Raw genomic sequence first — 22,546 nt, forward strand, 5'->3', positions numbered from 1 at the left:
AATGAAAAAGAACATTCCATTATTTTTACTCCTTTTGGTAAGCTTTGTGAGTTTTGGACAATCGAAAAAAGACAAGGTATTATTTACCATTGAAGGAGAACCAACGTATGTTTCCGAATTTTCAAGAGTTTACAAAAAGAATCTTGACATTATTGATAAAAAAGACCAAAAAGAAATTGAAGAGTATTTCGATTTATTTCTTGAATATAAGTTAAAACTGAAAGAAGCTGAACAGCTAAAGTTAGACGAGAAAGATTCCTATAAAAAAGAACTCGCAGGATATCGCAAACAACTATCTAGAAATTATCTTACAGACGAACAAGCCACAGAAAAATTGGTAAGAGAAGCGTATGAACGTTTGCAAAAGGAAGTAAAAGCAAGTCATATTTTAATCAAAGTTTCACAAGATGCTTCGCCAGAAGATACACTGAAAGCGTACAATGCCATCATGAAAATTCGTGATACGATTGTCACACACGGTGTTAGTTTTTCGCAAATGGCAGTGGAACAGTCGGACGATCCTTCTGCGATGGGGAATAAAAGTATGAAAGGAAACTTAGGGAATTTGGGTTATTTCTCAGCATTCCGAATGGTCTATCCTTTTGAATCGGCAGCTTATAATACGAAAGTTGGCGAGGTTTCCATGCCTGTTCGCACACAATTTGGTTATCACATCATTAAAACGGAAGATATTCGTGACAATGCAGGAGAAATTACCGTAGCACATATTTTATTGTTGGATAAAAAAGAAGGTGAAAACAAAGAAGATCCTGCGCAAAAAATTCAAGATATTTATTCGCAAATCCAGTCGGGAGCAGATTTTGGAACATTGGCAAAACGTTTTTCGGACGATAGAAGTTCTGGTGTAAATAATGGACAATTACCACGATTTGGTCGTGGCCGTTTGAGTTCCAAAGATTTTGAAGAAGTTGCTTTTTCTTTGAAAGAACCAAACGAAATTTCCAAACCATTTCAATCGGAATTCGGTTGGCATATTGTCAAATTGATTTCCAAGCATTCCATGAGAAGTTTTGAGGAAGAAAAACCGAATTTGGAGCGAAAAATAAAGAACGACAAGCGTGCAAGCGTGATTAATTCTTCAATTTTAAAGAAAATTAGAAAGCTATATACCATTGAAGAAAATGATAAAGCAGTAAAAAATGATTTTTACGCTTTGGCAGATGATACTTTTTTCAGTAAAAATTGGCAAAAACCTACAGATGAGGCTTTTCTTAACAAAACATTACTTCAAATTAAAGATACCAAAATCACGTATGACGAGTTTGCGACGTATTTATTGAAAAATCGTGCGCGTGTCATGACGCAAAATCCAGCTGCGAAAGAGTTTATTAATCGTTCTTATAAAGAATTTGTCAATGGAAAGTTGCTTGCTTTTTACGAAAGTGATTTGGAAAACATTAACGAAGAATTTGCCGCGATTTACGGAGAATACCGCGATGGATTGCTATTATTTGATTTGATGGAAACTGAAATCTGGGAAAAAGCCAAAATAGATACCATCGGATTGGAAACCTTCTTTAACGCTAACAAGGAAAATTACAAATGGAATAAGCGCGTAGAAGGCGTGATTGCTTCCTGTTCAAAAGAATCAGCAGCACAAAAAGTTCAGCAACTTTTAAAAGTTGGAAAATCGTTGGACGAGATTAAGGAAGCAATTAACAAAGAAGGAAATGTAAACGTGATTTTTTCGCCTGGCGTATTTGAAGATGGACATCGAAATCTTCCAGAAAATTTTAAGTTCTCAACAGGTGTTTCTGATATTTACAAAGATGGAACAACCGATTTCACCATTATCAAAGTAAATGAAATATTGCCTGCGAGCTACAAAGAAATGTCAGAAATCAAAGGAAAAGTCATTAGCGATTATCAAGTATATCTCGAAAAAGAGTGGATAAAACGATTAAAAGAAAAATACGAAATCGACATTAACAAGCGCACCTATAAAAAACTAAAAAAACTCGTTAAGTAATTCCCTTTTGAAAAAACTAATTGTCATACTAGTTATTTTTCTATGCATTTCGTGCGAATACTTTCAATCGACCAATGTTGGCGAGCCTGTGGCTAGAGTAGGTGAAAGTTATTTGTACAAAAGTGATATTGAGTCGTTACTCTCTGATGCTATGTCTTCGCAAGATAGTGCCATAGTTGTCAATAATTATATTGATCGTTGGGCAATGCAAGAATTATTCATTCAACGTGCCAAGTTGAACCTTCCGCAAGAAAAACAAGATGCTTTTGAAGAGTTGGTAGAAGAATATCGCAACGATTTATATATTGAAGCCTACAAAGAAGCGTTGGTAAAACAATCGATTGATACCGTTGTTACAGCGTTTGACGAAGCAAAATATTACGAAACCAACAAAGAAAACTTCAAACTCAATGAGGAATTGCTCAAGTTGCGTTACATCAATATTGCGAAGGACAACTCTAATATTAAGGAAATCACTGAGCGCTTCAAACGTTTTGAAGCAGAAGACAAAACGGTGTTGGATTCGTTAGCGATTCAATTCAACAATTACTCACTCAACGATTCCATTTGGGTAAAACAAACACAGGTTTTCAACAAAATTCCTGTCATAACAAACGAAAACAAAGAGAAATACTTAAAAAAATCACAATTTTCTCAAATAGAAGATTCATTAGGAGTATATTTGGTGCAAATTGTTGATAAAATCGGTAGGAATGATAGTGCGCCACTCGCGTATGTTCGCCCCACAGTACGACAAATCATTCTCAACAAGCGCAAACTTGAATTTATCAGAAAATTAGAAAAAGACATCACAAAAGATGCCATTAAGCAAAAACAGTTTGAAACGTATAAATAACATGAAGCAAGGTATATATGTACTGATGCTGCTTGTAGCATTTGGAATGCAAGCACAGGAAAAGGATGATGCAACGATGGTTTCAGAAACCATGACGGAAGCTAAAGCACAAGTAAAGGACTCTACAAAAACAAACACAGAGCGTGTAAAAATTGACGGTGTTGCCGCTGTTGTGGGCGATTTTGTCATTTTAGAATCAGATGTGGACAAAACATTGTTAGATTTTAAGCAACAAGGTGTGAATATGGAAGGATTTACACGCTGCAAATTGCTTGGAAAATTAATGGAAGACAAACTCTACGCGCATCAAGCAATTCAAGATAGTATTGAAGTTTCGCCAGGGGAAGTAAGCGACCGTGTAAATCAACAAATAGAATATTTCAGCGAGCAAATTGGTGGAATGGACAAGTTGTTGAAATTTTATGCCATGGAAGATGAATTAACTCTTCGCAAGCGATTAACGGAAATCACTAAAATAAATATTTTGACACAACGCATGCAATCAAAAGTAGTGCGTGATGTGGAAATTACGCCAGAAGAAGTACGTCAGTTTTTTGAAAAAATTCCTGTAGACCAACGTCCGAGAATCGGAGTAGAGTTAGAGGTTTCTCAAATCGTTATAGAACCAGAACCATCTGAAGAAGCGGTAGAAAAAGTGATTGAAAAACTGAAACAAATCAAAGCAGAAGTAGAAGCAGGTTCTAGTTTTGGAACCAAAGCAATTCTATATTCGAAAGATAGAGCTTCGGGACGACAAGGAGGTTTGATGCCAATCAACAAAAGACAACCATTGGCAAAAGAATTTAAAGATGTGGCGTTTTCATTGCAACAAGGAGAAATCTCCGATCCGTTCGAAACTGATTTTGGATGGCATATTGTAATGGTAGACAAAGTTCGTGGTCAGGAACGCGATGTGCGACACATTCTATTAATTCCAGAAATCACCAACGAAAAGTTAGAAGAAGCACGTAAAGAAATAGATACCTTGCGTACACGTATTATGGATGGCGAATTGACGTTTGAAGAAGCGGCACGTTCGTTCTCAGATGATAAAGAAACGCGTAACAATGGAGGGAAACTCATCAACCCTGCAACGTTTGACACACACTTCGAATTGACAAAAATGGATCCAGAGCAATACTCGCAAATTGAACCCTTAAAAGAAGGAGAAATATCTATTCCATTAATTGACGAAACGCGTACAGGACAAAGAAGATTTAAAATACTCAAAGTAACCAATCGTTTTGATGAGCATATTGCTGATTATTCCAAAGATTACATCAAAATCAAAAACTTAGCGCTTAAAGAAAAGCAGTTAAAAGAAGTAGAAAAGTGGATTTCACAAAAAATAAAAGACACCTACATCAATGTGAATTCCGACAATCGCGACTGTGAATTTACAAACAATTGGTTAAAAGAAGAAGAAAAAGAATAATATATGTCAGACGTTGCTGCTATTGAAAATCTTGTGCAAAAACACAAGGAACTCAAAAATGAAATTGCCAAAATAATTGTAGGTCAGGAAAAAGTAATCGATCAAATTCTTCTCTCCATATTTTCTGGAGGTCACGCGTTATTGATTGGTGTTCCTGGATTGGCAAAAACATTGATGGTCAATACGATTGCAACAACGTTGGGACTTAACTTTAAGCGTATTCAATTTACGCCCGATTTAATGCCGAGCGATATTTTGGGAAGTGAAATTTTGGACGAAAAACGTACGTTCAAATTCATTAAAGGGCCCATTTTCGCAAACATCATCTTGGCAGATGAAATCAACCGTACACCGCCAAAAACGCAAGCCGCTTTATTAGAAGCCATGCAAGAACGAGCTGTAACGGTTGCGGGACATCATTACAAACTCGATTTACCGTACTTTGTATTGGCAACGCAAAACCCAATTGAGCAAGAAGGAACGTATCCGTTGCCTGAAGCGCAGTTAGACCGTTTTATGTTTGCCATTCGTTTAACCTATCCCACGTTTGACGAAGAAGTACAAGTAGTCAAAACTACAACTACTGACGTAGAAGCCTCTGTAAAAGCACTATTTTCGGCGCAGGAAATCATTAAAATTCAGCAACTTATTCGTAAAATTCCTGTAGCAGACAACGTGATAGAATACGCAGTGCGTTTGGTTTCTAAAACACGTCCAAAAGAAGCAAGTGCTATTGATATCGTAAAACAATACGTAGATTGGGGCGCAGGGCCAAGGGCTTCGCAAAATTTAATCTTGGCAGCAAAAGCACACGCGGCGATTAACGGAAAATTTTCTCCAGACATTGAAGATGTGCAAGCAGTTGCCATTGGAATTCTATCGCACAGAGTCATTCGAAACTATAAAGCAGAAGCGGAAGGAATTACGATTGAAAAGATTATTGAGAGTTTATTTTAAAACTTTTCTGTTCAAATAAAATCACGTAAAATTTTACAATTTTACGACTATCTAAAAAAACACAGCTTCAAATTATCAATTTCATAATTTGAAGCTTTTTTTATATTCAATTTTAAATTTTATGCAACAAAAATAAAAAATCGATAAAAATAATTCACTCAAAATAAAGGTATGCTGTGGATTTTTAAAAATGCAGATTATTTCGTAATTTCGCAGGACTTTCAAAACACTAAAAAACAAATATATGGCCTTTGATATTGACATGATAAAAAAGGTTTACGAAACAATAGTGGAACGTGTAGACAAAGCGCGCGAAATTACTGGTAAACCATTAACACTTTCAGAAAAAATATTATATGCTCACTTGTGGGACGGAACTCCAAGCAAAGCGTTTGTAAGAGGAAAAGATTATGTAGATTTTGCTCCCGATCGTATCGCTTGTCAAGATGCAACCGCACAAATGGCATTATTACAGTTCATGCAAGCAGGAAAAACCAAAGTAGCAGTGCCTACAACGGTTCACTGCGACCACTTGATTCAAGCAAAAGTTGGCGCGAGTGCCGATTTACAATCTGCGATGAATAACAGTAGTGAAGTGTTCAATTTCTTAGAGTCAGTATCAAACAAATACGGAATCGGATTCTGGAAACCAGGTGCAGGAATTATTCACCAAGTAGTGTTGGAAAACTATGCCTTTCCTGGCGGAATGATGATTGGAACGGATTCACACACGGTAAACGCTGGTGGATTAGGAATGGTCGCTGTTGGAGTTGGTGGTGCAGATGCCGTTGACGTAATGGCTGGAATGCCTTGGGAATTAAAATTTCCTAAATTAATCGGTGTGAAATTAACTGGAAAACTTTCGGGTTGGACCGCACCAAAAGACGTTATCTTAAAAGTAGCAGGAATCGTTTCTGCAAAAGGAGGAACAGGAGCAATTGTAGAATACTTCGGACCTGGAGCAACCGCAATGTCGTGTACAGGAAAAGGAACTATCTGTAACATGGGAGCAGAAATTGGTGCTACCACATCTACTTTTGGATACGACGAATCTATGGAGCGTTACTTACGCGCTACAGACAGAGCCGATGTAGCTGATGCTGCAAATGAAGTAAAAGACTATTTAACAGGTGATGCAGAAGTATATGCAAATCCTGAGCAATATTTTGACCAAGTAATTGAAATTAACTTATCAGAATTATTACCACACTTAAATGGACCATTTACGCCAGATTTAGCAACGCCAGTAGGAACGATGACAGACAAAGCTATTGAAAACGATTGGCCATTAGAAGTAGAATGGGGATTAATTGGTTCGTGTACGAACTCATCTTATGAAGATTTGTCACGAGCAGCATCCATTGCACAGCAAGCCTTAGACAAAGGGTTAAAAACAAAAGCGGAATTCGGAATCAATCCAGGTTCTGAGCAAGTTCGTTTTACAGCAGAGCGCGACGGAATTTTAGAAGTATTCGAAAAATTAGATGCTAAAATATTTACCAATGCATGCGGACCGTGTATCGGACAATGGGCGCGTTACAGTGACCCAAAAAATGCTCCGAAAAACAGTATCGTACACTCGTTTAACAGAAACTTTGCAAAACGTGCTGACGGAAACCCAAATACACACGCCTTTGTAGCTTCTCCAGAAATTACTGCAGCAATCGCAATCTCTGGTCGTTTGGACTTCAACCCAATTACCGATACCTTAATCAATGAAAATGGTGAAGAAGTAAAACTTGACGAGCCAACAGGATGGGAATTGCCACCAAAAGGTTTTGATGTAGAAGACAATGGATATTTAGCGCCTGTAGAAGACGGAAGTGGTGTCGTAGTTAATGTAGCAGAAGATTCTGAGCGTTTGCAATTATTAACTCCGTTTGAGCCAATTGGTGACGAAATCAAAGGAGCAAAACTCTTAATCAAAGCATTTGGAAAATGTACAACGGATCACATTTCTATGGCGGGACCATGGTTACGTTTCCGCGGACATTTAGATAATATTGCTAACAACACCTTGATTGGAGCTGTAAATGCATACAACAAAAAGACGAATTTCGTTAAAAACCAATTAACAGGCGAGTACAACGGAGTGCCAGATGTACAACGTGCGTACAAAGCTGCAGGCATTAAAACGATTGTTGTGGGAGACCATAACTACGGAGAAGGTTCTTCACGTGAGCATGCAGCAATGCAACCAAGACACTTAGGTGTAGCGGCGGTATTGGTAAAATCATTTGCACGTATTCACGAAACCAACTTGAAAAAACAAGGTATGTTAGCGTTAACGTTTGTAAATGAAAATGATTACGATTTAATTCAAGAAGACGATACGTTTAACTTCTTAGACTTAGACAAATTTGCGCCAGATTCGCCATTGACAATTGAAGTGGTACATGCAGACGGAAGCAAAGACGTTATCAAAGCAAACCATACGTACAACCAACCACAAATTGAGTGGTACAATGCAGGTTCTGCGTTAAACTTGATTAAAAGACAAAACGCAGCTTCTTAATAGAAGAAGTGAAATGTTTTTACATATTCAAAAGCTCTGAACAATCTGTTTGGAGCTTTTTTGTTTTGTTTGATTGAAAGATTGAAACTAGTTACTAAGTTATAAGTGAAGAGTTAAGAGTGAAAAATTAGCGAATAACGAATAACGAATAACGAAATTTAAAATGTAAAACTCAAAATGTAAAATAAAAAAGTACTTTTACCCAACACCCAACACCCAACACCCAACACCCAACACCCAACACCCAACACCCAACACCTGAACCCCAAAAACATTTGGCAGTACGGACATTAATTAAGAAATTTGTAGCTTAAACTTGAATTCTTTGAGAGTCACGTTATCCTTTTCCCTAGAAGATATCTCTACAATCAAACAACAACTGTTGGTATGGAGTCAGCAATTCCATGAAGTTGTGTGGTTTGATTCTAATCACTATCAAGCAAATTACAGTGAATACGATGCTATTTTAGCCGTTGATGCGCTGACGGTTTTGCAAACAGATACACAAAACGCATTTCAAAAATTGGCAGAATATCAAAAAACGACCAACGATTGGATTTTTGGCTATTTGTCATACGATTTGAAGAATGCTACCGAAGATTTAAAATCTGAAAATTTTGACGGTTTGCAGTTTCCTGAATTGTATTTCATGCAACCGAAAAAATTGTTTTTTTTAAAAGGAAATATATTAGAAGTCAGTTATTTATCTTTTTTGAAAGATGAATTACAGGAAGATGTGTTCACCATTATGAATACAAAAATCGATTCAGAAATCTTTACACATAGCACGTCTAACAAAGAACATCGTCCTAAAATAAAACTCCGAATTCACAAAGATGAATATCATGAAAAAGTCAATACTCTTTTGGCGCATATTCATCGTGGCGATATTTATGAAGCCAATTTTTGTCAGGAATTCTATGCGGAAAATGCTGAAATTGATCCGCTGTCAACCTATACGCACTTAAATGCCATTTCAAAGCCACCTTTTGCAACTTTCATGCGATTGGAAGACAAATACATTCTGTCTGCTTCGCCAGAACGATATCTTAAAAAAGAAGGGACAAAAGTTATTTCACAACCTATCAAAGGAACGGCAAAGCGTAGTGATGATGCAGAATTGGATGTACAAATGGCAGAAGATTTACGTACCGATGAAAAAGAACGTGCCGAAAACATTATGATTGTCGATTTGGTGCGGAATGATTTGTCCAAAACAGCGGTCAAAGGCAGTGTGAACGTTGAAGAATTGTGTAAAATCTACACCTTTGACCAAGTGCATCAAATGATTTCTACAGTAGTTTCTGAAGTTTCGGAAACTCAAAATCCGATAGAAATTTTACAAACTACCTTTCCCATGGGCAGCATGACAGGCGCGCCAAAAATTTCAGCGATGCAAATCATAGAAAACTTAGAAGAAACCAAACGCGGCATTTATTCGGGAGCGATTGGTTATTTTACACCAACCAACGATTTTGATTTCAACGTAGTTATCCGAACTATTTTATACAACAGTACCCAAAAATACGTTTCCTATTCGGTTGGTGGCGCCATTACGGCAAAATCCATTCCTGAAAAAGAATACGAAGAGTGTTTGTTAAAGGCAAAAGCCATGCGTGAAGCGTTGGAATAAGTATCAAATTTACACATCTCTTTTCAACATTTCTAAGTCGTTTTATTTGATAATGCTGCTATTTACTTATCTTTGGAAACGTTAACAATGATAAGGGTTTTACTCTGTTTAATCTATTCGTTTGCTAGAGAAATTAGAAACACATATTACTGCCAATTTTTCTTTTTTAAAGAATGCAAAATTGCTAATCGCTATTAGTGGCGGATTGGATAGTGTAGTGCTTTCGAAATTGTTGCATAAATTGAACTATTCCCTGGCGTTTGCACATTGTAATTTTCAACTTCGCGGAAAGGAAAGTGATGGTGATGAAATTTTTGTGAAGGAATTAGCCGAAACCTTAAATGTAAAGGTCTTTTCGAAAAAGTTTGAAACGGAAGCGTTTGCTAAACAAGAGAAGTTATCTATTCAAATGGCGGCTCGGAAGTTGCGTTACGAGTGGTTTCAAGAGTTGGCGAGAACATTTCAATACGATTATATTGTAACGGCACATCACAAAGATGATGCATTGGAAACGTTCATTATCAATCTGTCACGCGGCACGGGAATTGAAGGTTTGACAGGCATTCCTGAACGAAATGGAAACATTGTTCGTCCGTTGTTATCGTTTACACGAGAAGACATTCACGCGTATGCGAAAGAACAACAATTGCAATGGCGTGAAGACAGTAGCAATGCTTCCACAAAATACCTTCGCAATAAAATAAGACACGATATTGTGCCGTTATTACAGGAATTGCATCCAACGTTTATGGACAATTTTGAAATGACGCAACAACATTTACGCGGAAGTAACGCTATCATTCATGACCGTATTCAGCAATTAAAAGAACGATTGCTAGAAAAGGTTGCAAAAGATTACTATCAAATTGAAATTGCGGCAATTGAACAATTGTCCAATCCGAAAGCGTATCTATATGAGTTGTTAAAAGAGTTTGGATTTCACCATTGGGAAGATGTATCTGATATGTTGTCTGCCCAAAGCGGAAAACAGCTATTTTCAGCACATTACCGATTGATCAAAGATAGAACACATTTACTCATTCAGAAGCAATCAAAAGACGATAAAGAACAAGAAATACTCATAAAAGAAATACCAACAGAACTAAAAACACCAATTCAGCTGCACATTGAAGAAGTAGCACGCATTACAGACACAGGAAAAAACATTTTATATGTTGCTAAAGAGTTGTTAAAATTTCCGCTAATCGTAAGAAAATGGAAAAATGGAGACTATTTTTACCCGTTGGGAATGCGAGGCAAAAAGAAAGTAAGCAAATACTTCAAAGATGAAAAGTACTCGTTGATTGACAAAGAGCATCAATGGTTGCTGTGCAGCGGCGAAAATATTGTATGGATTATTGGAAAACGCTCCGACAATCGGTACAAACTAACCCAACCAACCAACACTATTATTAAGCTAACATTGCATTGAAATTCAACAAATTTCAATTGACAATTACGAAACAACTATTACTAAATGAAAAAACTAATTACGCTCCTGTTTTTATGTGTAGCAAGTTTCAGCTTGCATGCGCAAATGATGGATCCTGTATCATGGACAACAGAAATTGAACGTGTTTCTGACACGGAATACAATTTGATTTACAAAGCTGAGATTCAACCAAAGTGGCATTTGTATTCGCAATTTTTAAAAGATAATACAGGCTATCCAACGGTATTTACGTATGATTCTATACAACAGATTTCAGATTTTAAACTTGTTGGAAACACTACGGAAAGCAAATCGGTCACGAAATTTGACAAAGTTTTTCAGGCAGATTTGACCTTTTTTGAAGATTCTGCAACCTTTACACAGAAAATTGAGCTTATCAATCCTGACGTAAAAACGATTACTTCTAGCATCGATTATCAGACCTGTGATGATGAAAAATGTGTATTAGGCAATAAAGAATTCAGTTTTACAGTTCCTCAGAAAGCAACAGAAACTACTTCGGTTTCTCAAAATCCGTTTCAAAACGAGCAGCCAAAAATATTTGATCCGGTACAATGGACAGGCAGCGTTAAAAAGCTTTCAGATGACGAATACGAATTGGTGATGAAAGCTGCTATTGAGCCAAAATGGCACTTATACTCGCAGCGTAGTTATGGTGATGATGGTCCTTTTCCAACAGAGTTTTCTTTTGCGGATGCTGGCAACACTTTTGAAACTGTAGGAAAGGTAGAAGAGTCTGAAACCAAAGAAGTCTTTGATAAGGTATTCGGGAAAAACATTTCTTTTTATGAAAACGAAGGAACCTTTACACAAAAAATCAAATTAAAAGACAAAAACACCAAAATTATTACGGCAGAAGTGGTGTTTATGGTCTGTGATGATGAAAAGTGTTTACCGCCAACGGCGAAGGAGATAAAGTTTGCATTGGACAATTCAGCGATAACTGCATCAAAATCAGATTGTGAACTAACAGAAAAGGACATACGACTTTCCAAAGAATTGGATTTAGGAATAGAGGGCGATTTTTCAACACCAGAAAAAAGTTACTTACTCATATTTTTATTAGGTCTTTTAGGAGGTTTCATTGCATTGCTGACTCCATGTGTTTTTCCAATGATACCTTTAACTGTTTCTTTCTTTATTAAAAGTGCAGCAAACTCACAAAAAGGTTTGGCAAATTCAATTCTCTATGGATTTTTTATCTTTTTAATCTACTTTTTATTGAGTTTACCTTTTCATTTAATAGATTCTCTTGATTCAGAAATCTTGAATACTATCTCAACAAATATTACTTTAAACATCATATTCTTTGCAATTTTTATTGTATTCTCTATTTCTTTCTTTGGATATTTCGAATTGACATTACCATCGTCATGGAGTACAAAACTAGATAGTAAAGCAAGTGCAATAGGTGGTGTTGTAGGTGTCTTTTTTATGGCATTGGTTTTAGCAATTGTATCTTTTTCATGCACAGGACCAATACTTGGTGGATTACTAGGTAGTACAGCATTGTCAGGCGGTGATACAGCAATGAAACTCACCATGGGAATGAGCGGATTTGGATTGGCATTAGCGTTGCCATTTACATTATTTGCCATGTTTCCTAAGTGGTTAGATTCTCTTCCAAAATCTGGAGGTTGGTTAAATACGGTTAAAGTAGTACTTGGTTTTATTGAGTTAGCATTGGCGCTTAAATTTTTATCAAATGCAGACTTAGTAGGACATTGGGGTGTTTTAAAACGTGAAATATTTATTGGAATTTGGATAATATTAAGTGCAGGTTTAGCATTGTATTTATTTGGCTTGATTAAATTCCCTCATGACAGCCCTATCAAAAAATTAAACAAATGGCGTATTGGATTGGGTATTTTGGTTGCAGCGTTCACTATTTATCTCATTCCTGGTGTGACGAATTCAAAATATGCGAACTTAAAATTAATTAGTGGTTTTCCACCGCCACTTTTTTACAGTGTATATGAAAAGGATAAAGCTGTTGTAGACGAAGGGTATTCTGATTGTCCACTTGGTTTACCATGTTATAAAGACCTTCAAGAAGGAATAGCAGCAGCGAAAGCAGAAAACAAACCTATAATGTTAGACTTTACAGGTTGGGCATGTGTTAACTGTAGAAAAATGGAAGAGCAGGTGTGGAGTGAGCCTGAAATATTTAATCTTTTAAATGATAATTACATCATCATTTCCTTATATGTGGATGATAGAAAACAATTACCAAAAGATAAACAATTCAAGTTTGACAAAGGAAATTGTAACATCAAGAAGATAAAAACCTATGGTAATAAATGGGCAACGTTGCAAACCTTGAATTTTAAAAATAATTCTCAACCTTTTTATGTGTTATTATCACCAGATATGAAACTGCTTAATAATCCAGTAGGTTACACACCAGATGAAGTAGAGTATGGAAATTGGCTTCAAGATGGCATTGATAAATTCAAAGCAAAACAATAATCAACCTTAAAAAGTGTATGAAAAAAATCATAAAAAGTAGTATCTGCTTGTTCGTAGTTGCAGTTTTGAGTTCTTGCGAAAGCAAACAAAAAGAAGCTGTAAAAACGTATACAGAAGCCGAAGTTACCGAACATTCCAAACGCTTAAATGATTGGTTTCATGAGCAATTTCAGCAAGACTTGAAAAACTCTCCACAAATGCAAACCAGTATTGGAGATAAAACGGATTACGGCAAGTGGGATGATATTTCGGCAGCAGCGGAAGCGACGCAATTACAAATCGCAAAAGACCGTTTGCAATGGCTGCATGATACTATTGATGAAGCCGCTTTGGATGCGTCTACAGCGTTGAGTTTGAAGTTATACAAACAAAAACTCACCAATCACATTGACGATTATCAACACCGATTGTATTACTATCCGTTGAATCAAATGCACGGAATGCAAGCGGAAATTCCAGCGTTTCTTATCAACATGCACCAAATTAAGAACAAAAGTGATGCAGAAGCGTATATTTCGCGTTTAAACGGTTTAAAAATAGTATTTGCACAAGTTGAGGAAATTCTAAAAGAACAAGAAAAAGCAGGCATTATGCCGCCAAAATTTGTGTTTACGCATGTCATCAACGATTGTGAAAATATCATCAAAGGAAAACCATTTGATAATAGTGATAAAAACAACACACTTTGGAACGATTTCACTACTAAAATCAGCAATATAGCGTTAGAAAAAGGGGAGCATGAAAAGTTGAAAGAAGCCGCAAAAGAGGCACTAGTAAACTCGGTAGCTCCTGCCTATACTTCGTTAATTTCTTTATTGAAAGCACAAAAAGCACGTGCTACTACGGAAGATGGCGTATGGAAGTTCCCTAACGGAAATGAATTCTATAATATCGCGCTGCAACGTACCACAACTACAGACATGACAGCGGATGAAATTCACGAACTCGGACTCCAAGAAGTCGCTCGAATTCACGACGAAATGAAGAAGATAAAAGAACAAGTCGGTTTTAAAGGTACGTTACAGGAATTCTTTGTTTTTATGAAAAATGATGCGCAATTTTATTATCCTGCCACAACAGAAGGCAGAAAAGCGTATATGGACAAAGCAACGGCGATTATTGATTCCATGAAATCGCGTTTGGATGAATTATTCATCACAAAACCCAAAGCAGATATTCAGGTGAAAGCTGTGGAAGCATTTCGTGAAAAATCTGCAGGAAAAGCATTCTATAAACAACCTGCCATTGATGGCTCGCGACCTGGAACGTATTACGCAAACATGTATAGAATGGAAGCCATGCCAAGTTATCAAATGGAAGCGTTGGCATATCATGAAGGAATTCCGGGACATCACATGCAAATTGCCATCGCACAAGAATTAGAAAACGTGCCAATGTTCAGAAAACTTGGCGGTTATACAGCATACGTAGAAGGTTGGGGATTGTACTCGGAACTCATTCCAAAAGAAATGGGCTTTTACAGCGACCCGTATTCAGATTTTGGACGTTTAGCGATGGAATTATGGCGCGCATGCCGTTTAGTGGTTGACACAGGAATTCACACCAAAAAATGGACGCGTGAACAAGGAATTGAATACTATACCTCAAACACACCAAACGCGGAATCGGATGCTATTAAAATGGTGGAAAGACACATTGTAATGCCGAGTCAGGCAACAGCTTACAAAGTCGGAATGAATAAAATTGTCGATTTACACAAGAATGCCAAAAAAGAGTTGGGAGAGAAGTTTGACGTACGCGAATTTCACGAAGTCGTTCTTAGTAACGGTGCCGTTCCGCTCAATGTTTTAAGCGATTTGGTAGACACATGGATTGCTAGTAAAAAGTAATTCAATTTTCTATAAATATACAAAAGCGAGTATCAAAAAGTACTCGTTTTTTTGTGTTTACACTTCCGTAAGATATAGAAGTCGCTTCTAAGTAAAATCAAATATCTACAGGAAAATTGCATAACAGAAGAACCATTATTTGTTACCGTAAGGTTTGAACCAACTCAGAAAGCATCAAACTTTATACTACCAAGAAACAAATAATTAAAAACGCATAAAAAAAGCCGTTTCAACAGAAACGGCTTTCAAATATTTTATAATCAAGAAAAATTAGTTGATGACAACTTTTTCAGTTACGGTAGTTGTATCAGAATTCATTTGAACAAAATAAACTCCAGTTCCTAAATTTAACTGAATATCTTTACTTTGTCTAATTCCACCAAACTCGTATGTTTTAAGTGTACGACCATTAAGATCAGATACAATAACACTTTGTAGCGGAATTCCAGGATTTTTAATTGTGATGTTTCCATTTGAAGGATTTGGGAAAATTACGAATGACTTAGGATCATTAGTACCAAAAACTTCACTTGAAAGTGTAGTACAAGAAATTGCTCCACATGCAGGTTGGTCAAACGGAGTATCGTTGTTTGTATTCCAGTTTGCAGGATCGTGAATAGCAGCTCTTAATACATTCACATCATCATCTTCTAAATCTGTACAATTATATACCGCATTGTCTATTTCAGGATCAATGGCAATCGATGAAAAAGCTAGTGTTGTAAAAATCGCTGGCTGTGCTGAAGTAGTAGTACTTGTAGCATCTGCATCCCAACCACCATTCATTTGAATAGCGGCAATAAATCCAGATTCATTTCCAGCACTAGGCGTATTGCCAGGATCGTAAGCAAAAATTTGATCTCCACTTACAGATAAAGCCATCCCCGTTCCAGTTAAATTTCCAGCACTCATACCACCACCGTCTTCAATAGCTACAAATGGTGTAGCAGAAATTGAAATTTGAGTTCCACAATTTAATGCAGAAGTAAATTCCAAAGTAACAGTACTTTCACCTGTTCTAAATCCTCCAGCAGCAAACCAGCCGTTTTCAGTAAAACTGATGAGTTCTCCAGCAGCAACATCTCTTAACAAAACAAAAGTAAATTGGTCGGTTTCACCGCTTGGGTTTCCAGAATTATCACCTTGATAACCTGTGAAAGCAATATCTCCAAGCGCCCATTGTCCGTAAGTTGTTTGAGTAAATGAAGCCAAAAGTAAGGCTATAAAAAGTAATTTTTTATTCATAATTGAGTAGTTTATTTTCTCGCAAAGTACGAAAAAAAGTTTGCATTAAGATACTGTTTACAATATCTTAATGCAATTAAAGTTAACTTCTAGAAGGAAAAACTCCTTGTAAAGCTATGATATAATTTATCCCTAGAAAAGGATTTCTAATGTTGAATGGTTGTTGGTTTCCACTTGGTTGAGAATTTACACTTCCTGATAAGGCAGCATTAGCAGGAGCTAAAGTGGCATCAGCAGTACTAGGAGAAGCATATAAATTTGTAATTCCACTTGCTAAAACATTTCCTGAAGCTTCATCTGAAGTACCTTCATCAGCTACAGCAGGAAGGCTTACTGATGCACTTACAGAAGACCCTGCGAAGGATACCGTATGAAAGTGATTTGGCAATTCAATAACTGTAAGAGTTTTGGTTTCCATACCACCTCTTTGTCCTAATTTGATGTCAGAAAGACCCGGACCACGACCTTGTTGAATTGGGCTTCTTCCTCTTAAATCTGGCAAAGCAAACGTTGTTCTTCCGTCTCCACCATACGTCGTTCCTAGAAGAGAAAATAGGGCTTGGTATTGATTGATAGGTAACAATTGACCTTCACAAAATGCCCATCCTCTAGGAGCAAAATTTCCTGCAAACATTACTATTTGCGCTAAAAATGGATTCATAATATATTTTTTTAATGTTAATTAATTCGATTTTTTATGTCACTTTTTAGCTTCTAGATGGATACACTCCAACCATAGCAATGATAAAGTTGATTCCCTCAAATGGGTTTCTAATGTAGAAAGACTGATTTCCACCAGTAGCCATTGTATTAACACTACCTGAAATTGCAGCATTAGCTGGAGCTAATGTAGCATCAGCAGCACTAGGAGAAGCATATAAATTTGTAATCCCACTTGCTAAAATATTTCCTGAAGCTTCATCTGAAGTACCCTCATCAGCAACAGCTGGTAAGCTTACTGCGGCATTAACACCACCTCCACTAAAAGAAACATTATGCGAGTGATTAGGCATTTGACTAACAGTTAGTGTATGATACTCAGCACCTCCTCTTTGTCCGAGCTTAATGTTAGACAATCCAGGTCCTGTTCCTGGCTGAATAGCGGTTCTACCTCGCAAATCAGGCAAAGCAAATGTTGTTCTACCATCTCCACCATAGGTGGTTCCTAAAATAGAAAACAACGCAGTGTGCGATGAGATAGCTAATAATTGTCCTTGGCAAAATGCCCAACCTCTTGGTGCAAAATTTCCTCCGAACATAACAATTTCTCCGATAAATGGATCCATAATAATATAGTTTATAAGGTTAAAAGAATAAATATAGCACTTTTTATTTAATGCCAATGTCTCAAAAATAAAAGTAATGCGTCAATATCATCATGGTTTTATTACTTAAAATTAAAATCAGGTAGAAATACGTAATTCTATATGAAAAGAAAATTTTTGACGTAAGTCATAGAATGTAAAAAGATATATTTTACTATTTTTAAGCCAAACTAACTACTAAAATTTAACTATTATGGTAAACACTATTTGTCTACAGAAAGCTGTCGAATGGACTACAGCATGGAGAGCCCAAGGTGGGACTTTTACAGATTATGAAGATTTAAAAGGATTTTTAATTCCACTTGCAGATTTAAAAGAAGTTATTGCAGAACCAAACGTTGCAAATATTAGAGCCTATATTGGAGTTGATGATACTGACGGACATCGTCCACATTTGGTGATTGTTGGAGTAAATGCCGCAGGAGAAGATATTATTTATAAAGCAGCAGGTGATGGCTGTGACGATAATGATGGCTCTGTAAATACTGGGTTATATGACTTTTCACAACCATGTCCAACTACTTGTGATATAAATAGTCCGTTGTATGGACTGAAGAAAGGTTCCTAACTTTTAAAGTAAACTAGTCATTCAAGATATTCTTGCATATATAGGATATTTGATATTGTTATTGAATATCATACTTTTTTTTAGCACTTATTCTTCAACTGGAGTAAGTGCTAAACTGTTTTCATGGTACTTGTTGGGAATGGGTATTATTCAAGTAGCTACTTTTTGGTTGTGGTATAATAGTGTGAATAATTTACATCTGACACATTATTATCTCATTACACAATTTATCTTGCTGAGTCTGTTCTATTATTCATTGTTTAAAAGTAAGGCGCAAAAACTATTGGTTTCTATCATTCTAGTCACAGTAGTACTAGTTCTTATGATTCAATCGTATCTAATGCCGCAGTTGTTGTATCGATTCAATTTGACGGAAATTCTACTAACATCGCTAACGATAGTTTTTTATAGCATTATTCATTTTTACAATTCGTTGAGTGAAGTCAAAAAATTTACTTATATCAATTCAGGAATTTTTATTTACGTACTGAGTAGTACGCTAATTTTTTGCTCAGGAAATATTATGACGGAATTAGATCCATCTATCAATCATTTGGTTTGGTTTATGAATGTAGTGCTGTATTTGGTATATCAAATACTGATTACAATTGAATGGTTTCGTAATTTTAAGAAAAAAACAATCTAACAGTACATATGGACGAACTTTTTTCAGGCGATACTAAATTTATCACAATTGTTATTCTCGGTGCTATATTGATGTTGATTATGGCGCTGACATTAATTTTATTTTTTTACTTATCGCGAAAAAAAATTATCCAAAAAGAATTAGAGAAAAAAACACTAGAACTGAATCACCAAAAGGAAATGCTCAAAGCGACCATTGTAGCCCAAGAAGCAGAACGCAATCGTATTGCACAAGATTTACACGATGCTATTAGCGCAAAACTAAATGTGGTGTCGCTTAGCGCGAATTTTCTCTTGGAGGAAGACAACATCACACCGCAAGAAACAGACGAAATCATTCATCACATGCTAAAAGTGACGAATAAAACGATTGAAAGTTCTCGAAAAATTGCGCATAACTTATTACCGCCAATTCTTGAAAAATTCGGACTTGGCGCAGCATTAGAAGAATTGTGTGACGAATTTAACAATAGTAAAAAAGTAACCGTTTCTTCCAAAATTGAGTATGAGCCTGGGCGACTTTCGCAAGACAATGAGCTTCATGTTTTTAGAATTGTACAAGAACTCATGAACAATTCCATGCGACATGGAAAGGCAAAAGGCATCGAATTAAATTTTAATCCTACCAAAGAAAACTTATTTTTACACTACAAAGACGACGGATTAGGGTTCGATATTGAAAAAATGGGCGTTCAAAAAGGGCTTGGACTGCGAAATATTGAAAGTAGGGTTTCGTTGCTACAAGGAGAAATCCACTATCGCAGCGAAAAAGAAAAAGGAGTAGAAGTAGAAATTACCATATAAAATACAACACCATGGATACACCAATCATAAAAATAGCCATTGCAGACGATGAAGCACTGTTTAGAGCAGGAATGTCATTCATACTAACGCGTGTAAAAAACTTTGAAATCATCTTTGAAGCAGAAAATGGTGCCGATTTGCTCGAAAAACTAAAAATAGCACCCGAAAAACCAGACGTAATTCTGATGGATTTAAAAATGCCTTCACTCAATGGTGTAGAATCTACCAAAATACTGCAAAAAGAATATCCAGAAATCAAAGTCATTGCAGTAACGAGTTACGATGGAAAATCGTTCATTACAAACATGATAGATGTTGGTGCGTCGTCGTATTTACTCAAAAATACCTCTCCAAAAGTGGTTGTACACACTATCAATGAAGTATATGACAAAGGTTTTTATTACGATGAACGTGTGTTAAAAATCATTCATGAAAATCTACTTTCTGCCAAGAGCAAACGTATCAAAAGTGATTTAGACAACAATCTACTCACCAAACGCGAAAAAGAAATCTTAGAACTCATCTGCAATCAATATACTACTAACGAAATTGCTGACAAGCTATTTATCAGTCCACGGACGGTTGAAGGACATCGTAATAACCTTTTACTCAAAACCGAGTCCAAAAATGTAGCTGGTTTGGTCATTTATGGCATTCAAAAAAAGCTCATTGAACTGTCGCCCGATTTTTAAAAAGTTGAAATCTTTAGTATAAATCTTGCAGCTTTTTAAGAATCTGCTAGATAATGTTTACTTTTGACGGCATATTAAAAATTCATGAAGAAAAATCTTTTCATTGCCATAGAAGGAATTGACGGAAGCGGTAAAAGCACACAAGCCAAAAACATTGCCAAACGTTTAGAAGCTGAAGGGCACAAAGTCTATCTTACCTTTGAACCAACCGACATGCGCATTGGTAAAATGATTAGAAGTATTTTGGGTGGAAAAGAAAAAGCAGACGAAAAAGTCATTGCAGCTTTATTTGCTGCCGACAGACTCGACCACGTATTGCACGAAACGGAAGGAATTCTCAAAAAACTAGCAGAAGGATATATTGTCATTACCGATAGATATTACTTTTCTTCGTATGCCTATCACGGTGCACATGTAGATATGGATTGGGTAATTGCATCCAATCAAATGGCGGCAAACATTCTAAAACCTTCGGTAAATATCTTTGTAGATGTTTCTCCAGAAGTTGCCATGAAACGCATCAATGCGAATAGAGAAACCGTAGAAATCTACGAAACGCTTGACAATCTCAAAGCAGTACAATCACAATACTTGCGCGCGTTTAAAAAATTACAACATGAAGAACATATTGTCAAAGTAAACGGTGATGAATCTCCCGAAAATGTCACAGCAGCACTTTGGGATGTCATCCAAAACGAACTCAAAACTTCCTAAAAAGAACAGACAAAATTGCTTCAAAGTCGCTTAAACAAAGCGACTTTTCTATTTACATGAAATTCATTTTTCAAAATTCCTACAAAAATAACAACACAAAAGTACCGTGTTTTTCCTGTAGCACAGAAGTTTTTTCACCCAAAATAAAAACCGTGTTTTTCCTGTGGCAAATTAGCGAATAGACTCTATAAAAACGTCACTACGATACATAGATTTGTTTTCATAATTAATAAGGGGAAATATGATCAATAAATTTGTAGATAAGCTAAATGCTGACGGACTTGCCACCTACATCAATACCTTGGAAGGGATTTCGGTAAAACTAGGTGCGCAAAATGTAGCGGATATCGATTCGGAAGAAAGCGATATTGATGGCGACAATCTACTCATAACTATTGTTCGTATAGAAGAAGAAAGTACGCTAAAAAACTTTCCAAATCAACGCTTGGTGGAAAGTGGCGGTACGTTTAAAATGGACAAACGTTTTCCGAAAATCCATCTCAACTATTACCTCATGTTTTCCTGTACACTGCAATATGACAAAGCAGTAGCAGTGATTTATAAAACCATCAAGTTCTTTCAAAATCAGCGAAAATTCATGTTTTCAGCAGATGAAGACGATATCGAACTCAATATGGAATTGTGTTCACCAAGTTTTGAACAGCTCAATAATATTTGGGGAATGTTGGGCGGAAAGCAAATACCAAATGTCCTATACAAAGCAAGAGTATCAGCACTCGAAAGAGGTATTGAAAACTTGTCAGCCGTAATTACAACTATTGGAGCAGAAGAAAAGCACTATGAGTAGATTTAGTTACACATACACGCTATTAACGACGGTAAAACTTCTTCATGAAAGCGAGTTTGAAGCTCAAAATCATGTGAAAATTTATCCAAATGATGCTACCAAAACGCTCATTGAAAAACACAAGCTTGTGGTAAAAATGATTCCAGAAGGTTTTGTAGTGCTTTACAAAAAGCAGGAAGAATTTGTGGCGCAAACAGTCGATGAAGTCGTTTTAATTGGTGAAGAAGAAGTAACAGACCAACGAATTGTCGGATATGCATCCGCATCACCTGATCCAATATACTCAAATTGGTTGCCTGAAGTAATCGATATTGATTTGGAATTTTACGCTATAGCGGATAAAACCTATAAAACAGATACTGACTGGGACAACTTAGCACTTACGGATTTTGTAATGTACAGCGCATCCGATTTGGAAGGAACCATCACAGAAAACACTTCGGTAAAACAACGTACAAAGCCAGATGCCATCTTGCAACTCAACATACAAGAAGTAAATATAACCACGCCAGAATCACTAACATTCGAAGTCAATTTAAATCCATAATACAATCAACAAATAGAAAACAAACTTCATCAAGAAGTAG

At 36.4% G+C, this 22,546-nt stretch carries 19 protein-coding genes; 16 read left to right on the forward strand and 3 right to left on the reverse strand.

The genetic code is table 11. The features are described from left to right. Position 1: 1 nt before the first annotated feature. From C8N46_RS06535 to C8N46_RS06575, 9 genes are all read left to right on the forward strand, one after another. Positions 2–1,990, forward strand: coding sequence for a peptidylprolyl isomerase (locus tag C8N46_RS06535; RefSeq protein ID WP_158269096.1), 1,989 nt, complete (start codon positions 2–4; stop codon positions 1,988–1,990). Positions 1,991–1,997: 7 nt separating this feature from the next. Continuing rightward, entirely contained in the window at positions 1,998–2,846 is an 849-nt protein-coding gene (locus tag C8N46_RS06540; protein WP_108114062.1) for a peptidylprolyl isomerase, read from the forward strand. 1 nt (position 2,847) lies between these two features. Next, on the forward strand, positions 2,848–4,281 hold the full coding sequence (locus C8N46_RS06545) for a peptidylprolyl isomerase (protein WP_245896747.1): 1,434 nt from the start codon (positions 2,848–2,850) through the stop codon (positions 4,279–4,281). 3 nt (positions 4,282–4,284) lie between these two features. Further along, entirely contained in the window at positions 4,285–5,238 is a 954-nt protein-coding gene (locus C8N46_RS06550; protein ID WP_108114064.1) for an AAA family ATPase, read from the forward strand. Between the two features lie 244 nt (positions 5,239–5,482). Further along, positions 5,483–7,753, forward strand: a complete 2,271-nt coding sequence (locus tag C8N46_RS06555) for an aconitate hydratase (protein WP_108114065.1) — start codon at positions 5,483–5,485, stop codon at positions 7,751–7,753. A 325-nt stretch (positions 7,754–8,078) separates the two neighbouring features. Beyond that, on the forward strand, positions 8,079–9,386 hold the full coding sequence (gene pabB, locus C8N46_RS06560) for an aminodeoxychorismate synthase component I (protein WP_108114142.1): 1,308 nt from the start codon (positions 8,079–8,081) through the stop codon (positions 9,384–9,386). 121 nt (positions 9,387–9,507) lie between these two features. Continuing rightward, positions 9,508–10,818 carry a tRNA lysidine(34) synthetase TilS gene (tilS, locus tag C8N46_RS06565; RefSeq protein ID WP_108114066.1) on the forward strand — a complete coding sequence of 437 codons (1,311 nt, stop codon included), beginning with the start codon at positions 9,508–9,510 and terminating at the stop codon, positions 10,816–10,818. 45 nt (positions 10,819–10,863) lie between these two features. Further along, entirely contained in the window at positions 10,864–13,308 is a 2,445-nt protein-coding gene (locus tag C8N46_RS06570) for a protein-disulfide reductase DsbD family protein (RefSeq protein WP_108114067.1), read from the forward strand. A 17-nt stretch (positions 13,309–13,325) separates the two neighbouring features. After that, complete coding sequence (locus C8N46_RS06575) at positions 13,326–15,158, forward strand: DUF885 domain-containing protein (RefSeq protein ID WP_108114068.1); 1,833 nt, start codon at positions 13,326–13,328, stop codon at positions 15,156–15,158. Positions 15,159–15,428: 270 nt separating this feature from the next. On the opposite strand, the gene C8N46_RS06580 is transcribed toward C8N46_RS06575, so the two are convergent. The 3 genes from C8N46_RS06580 to C8N46_RS06590 form a co-directional block, all read right to left on the reverse strand. Further along, positions 15,429–16,403: a T9SS type A sorting domain-containing protein gene (locus C8N46_RS06580; protein WP_108114069.1), complete on the reverse strand. Its 975-nt coding sequence runs from the start codon at positions 16,401–16,403 to the stop codon at positions 15,429–15,431. An 82-nt stretch (positions 16,404–16,485) separates the two neighbouring features. Further along, a complete protein-coding gene (locus tag C8N46_RS06585; RefSeq protein ID WP_108114070.1) occupies positions 16,486–17,064 on the reverse strand; it encodes a phage tail protein in 579 nt (192 codons plus the stop codon). Between the two features lie 46 nt (positions 17,065–17,110). Then, positions 17,111–17,689 (reverse strand): phage tail protein, encoded by a 579-nt coding sequence (locus C8N46_RS06590; protein WP_108114071.1) that lies wholly within the window; start codon positions 17,687–17,689, stop codon positions 17,111–17,113. Between the two features lie 232 nt (positions 17,690–17,921). On the opposite strand from C8N46_RS06590, the gene C8N46_RS06595 reads away from it, so the two are divergent. The 7 genes from C8N46_RS06595 to C8N46_RS06625 all read left to right on the forward strand — a co-directional run bounded on the left by C8N46_RS06595 (position 17,922) and on the right by C8N46_RS06625 (position 22,506). Continuing rightward, on the forward strand, positions 17,922–18,296 hold the full coding sequence (locus C8N46_RS06595; protein WP_108114072.1) for a hypothetical protein: 375 nt from the start codon (positions 17,922–17,924) through the stop codon (positions 18,294–18,296). A gap of 322 nt (positions 18,297–18,618) precedes the next feature. After that, entirely contained in the window at positions 18,619–18,942 is a 324-nt protein-coding gene (locus tag C8N46_RS20800; protein ID WP_146169748.1) for a hypothetical protein, read from the forward strand. Between the two features lie 8 nt (positions 18,943–18,950). After that, on the forward strand, positions 18,951–19,745 hold the full coding sequence (locus tag C8N46_RS06605; RefSeq protein ID WP_108114074.1) for a sensor histidine kinase: 795 nt from the start codon (positions 18,951–18,953) through the stop codon (positions 19,743–19,745). Between the two features lie 11 nt (positions 19,746–19,756). Continuing rightward, entirely contained in the window at positions 19,757–20,437 is a 681-nt protein-coding gene (locus C8N46_RS06610) for a response regulator transcription factor (RefSeq protein WP_108114075.1), read from the forward strand. Positions 20,438–20,521: 84 nt separating this feature from the next. After that, positions 20,522–21,151, forward strand: a complete 630-nt coding sequence (gene tmk / locus C8N46_RS06615) for a dTMP kinase (RefSeq protein WP_108114076.1) — start codon at positions 20,522–20,524, stop codon at positions 21,149–21,151. Between the two features lie 241 nt (positions 21,152–21,392). Further along, positions 21,393–21,959: a Pvc16 family protein gene (locus C8N46_RS06620; protein WP_108114077.1), complete on the forward strand. Its 567-nt coding sequence runs from the start codon at positions 21,393–21,395 to the stop codon at positions 21,957–21,959. After that, positions 21,952–22,506, forward strand: a complete 555-nt coding sequence (locus C8N46_RS06625) for a hypothetical protein (protein WP_108114078.1) — start codon at positions 21,952–21,954, stop codon at positions 22,504–22,506. Before C8N46_RS06620 ends, C8N46_RS06625 begins: the two co-directional genes overlap by 8 nt. The last annotated feature ends 40 nt before the right edge of the window (positions 22,507–22,546 follow it).

The organism is Kordia periserrulae, assembly GCF_003054265.1.
In the GTDB taxonomy this organism is placed as follows: domain Bacteria; phylum Bacteroidota; class Bacteroidia; order Flavobacteriales; family Flavobacteriaceae; genus Kordia; species Kordia periserrulae.

Bases quoted from the DNA above. Each gene is read 5' to 3' on its own strand.
- C8N46_RS06550 (WP_108114064.1), top strand. From the start codon at position 4,285: ATGTCAGACGTTGCTGCTATTGAAAATCTTGTGCAAAAACACAAGGAA.
- C8N46_RS06590 (WP_108114071.1), bottom strand. From the start codon at position 17,689: ATGGATCCATTTATCGGAGAAATTGTTATGTTCGGAGGAAATTTTGCA.
- C8N46_RS06620 (WP_108114077.1), top strand. From the start codon at position 21,393: ATGATCAATAAATTTGTAGATAAGCTAAATGCTGACGGACTTGCCACC.
- C8N46_RS06570 (WP_108114067.1), top strand. From the start codon at position 10,864: ATGAAAAAACTAATTACGCTCCTGTTTTTATGTGTAGCAAGTTTCAGC.
- C8N46_RS06605 (WP_108114074.1), top strand. From the start codon at position 18,951: ATGGACGAACTTTTTTCAGGCGATACTAAATTTATCACAATTGTTATT.
- tmk (WP_108114076.1), top strand. From the start codon at position 20,522: ATGAAGAAAAATCTTTTCATTGCCATAGAAGGAATTGACGGAAGCGGT.
- C8N46_RS06625 (WP_108114078.1), top strand. From the start codon at position 21,952: ATGAGTAGATTTAGTTACACATACACGCTATTAACGACGGTAAAACTT.
- C8N46_RS06585 (WP_108114070.1), bottom strand. From the start codon at position 17,064: ATGAATCCATTTTTAGCGCAAATAGTAATGTTTGCAGGAAATTTTGCT.
- C8N46_RS06555 (WP_108114065.1), top strand. From the start codon at position 5,483: ATGGCCTTTGATATTGACATGATAAAAAAGGTTTACGAAACAATAGTG.
- C8N46_RS06610 (WP_108114075.1), top strand. From the start codon at position 19,757: ATGGATACACCAATCATAAAAATAGCCATTGCAGACGATGAAGCACTG.
- C8N46_RS06545 (WP_245896747.1), top strand. From the start codon at position 2,848: ATGAAGCAAGGTATATATGTACTGATGCTGCTTGTAGCATTTGGAATG.
- C8N46_RS06575 (WP_108114068.1), top strand. From the start codon at position 13,326: ATGAAAAAAATCATAAAAAGTAGTATCTGCTTGTTCGTAGTTGCAGTT.
- C8N46_RS06580 (WP_108114069.1), bottom strand. From the start codon at position 16,403: ATGAATAAAAAATTACTTTTTATAGCCTTACTTTTGGCTTCATTTACT.
- C8N46_RS06595 (WP_108114072.1), top strand. From the start codon at position 17,922: ATGGTAAACACTATTTGTCTACAGAAAGCTGTCGAATGGACTACAGCA.
- C8N46_RS20800 (WP_146169748.1), top strand. From the start codon at position 18,619: ATGATTCAATCGTATCTAATGCCGCAGTTGTTGTATCGATTCAATTTG.
- C8N46_RS06535 (WP_158269096.1), top strand. From the start codon at position 2: ATGAAAAAGAACATTCCATTATTTTTACTCCTTTTGGTAAGCTTTGTG.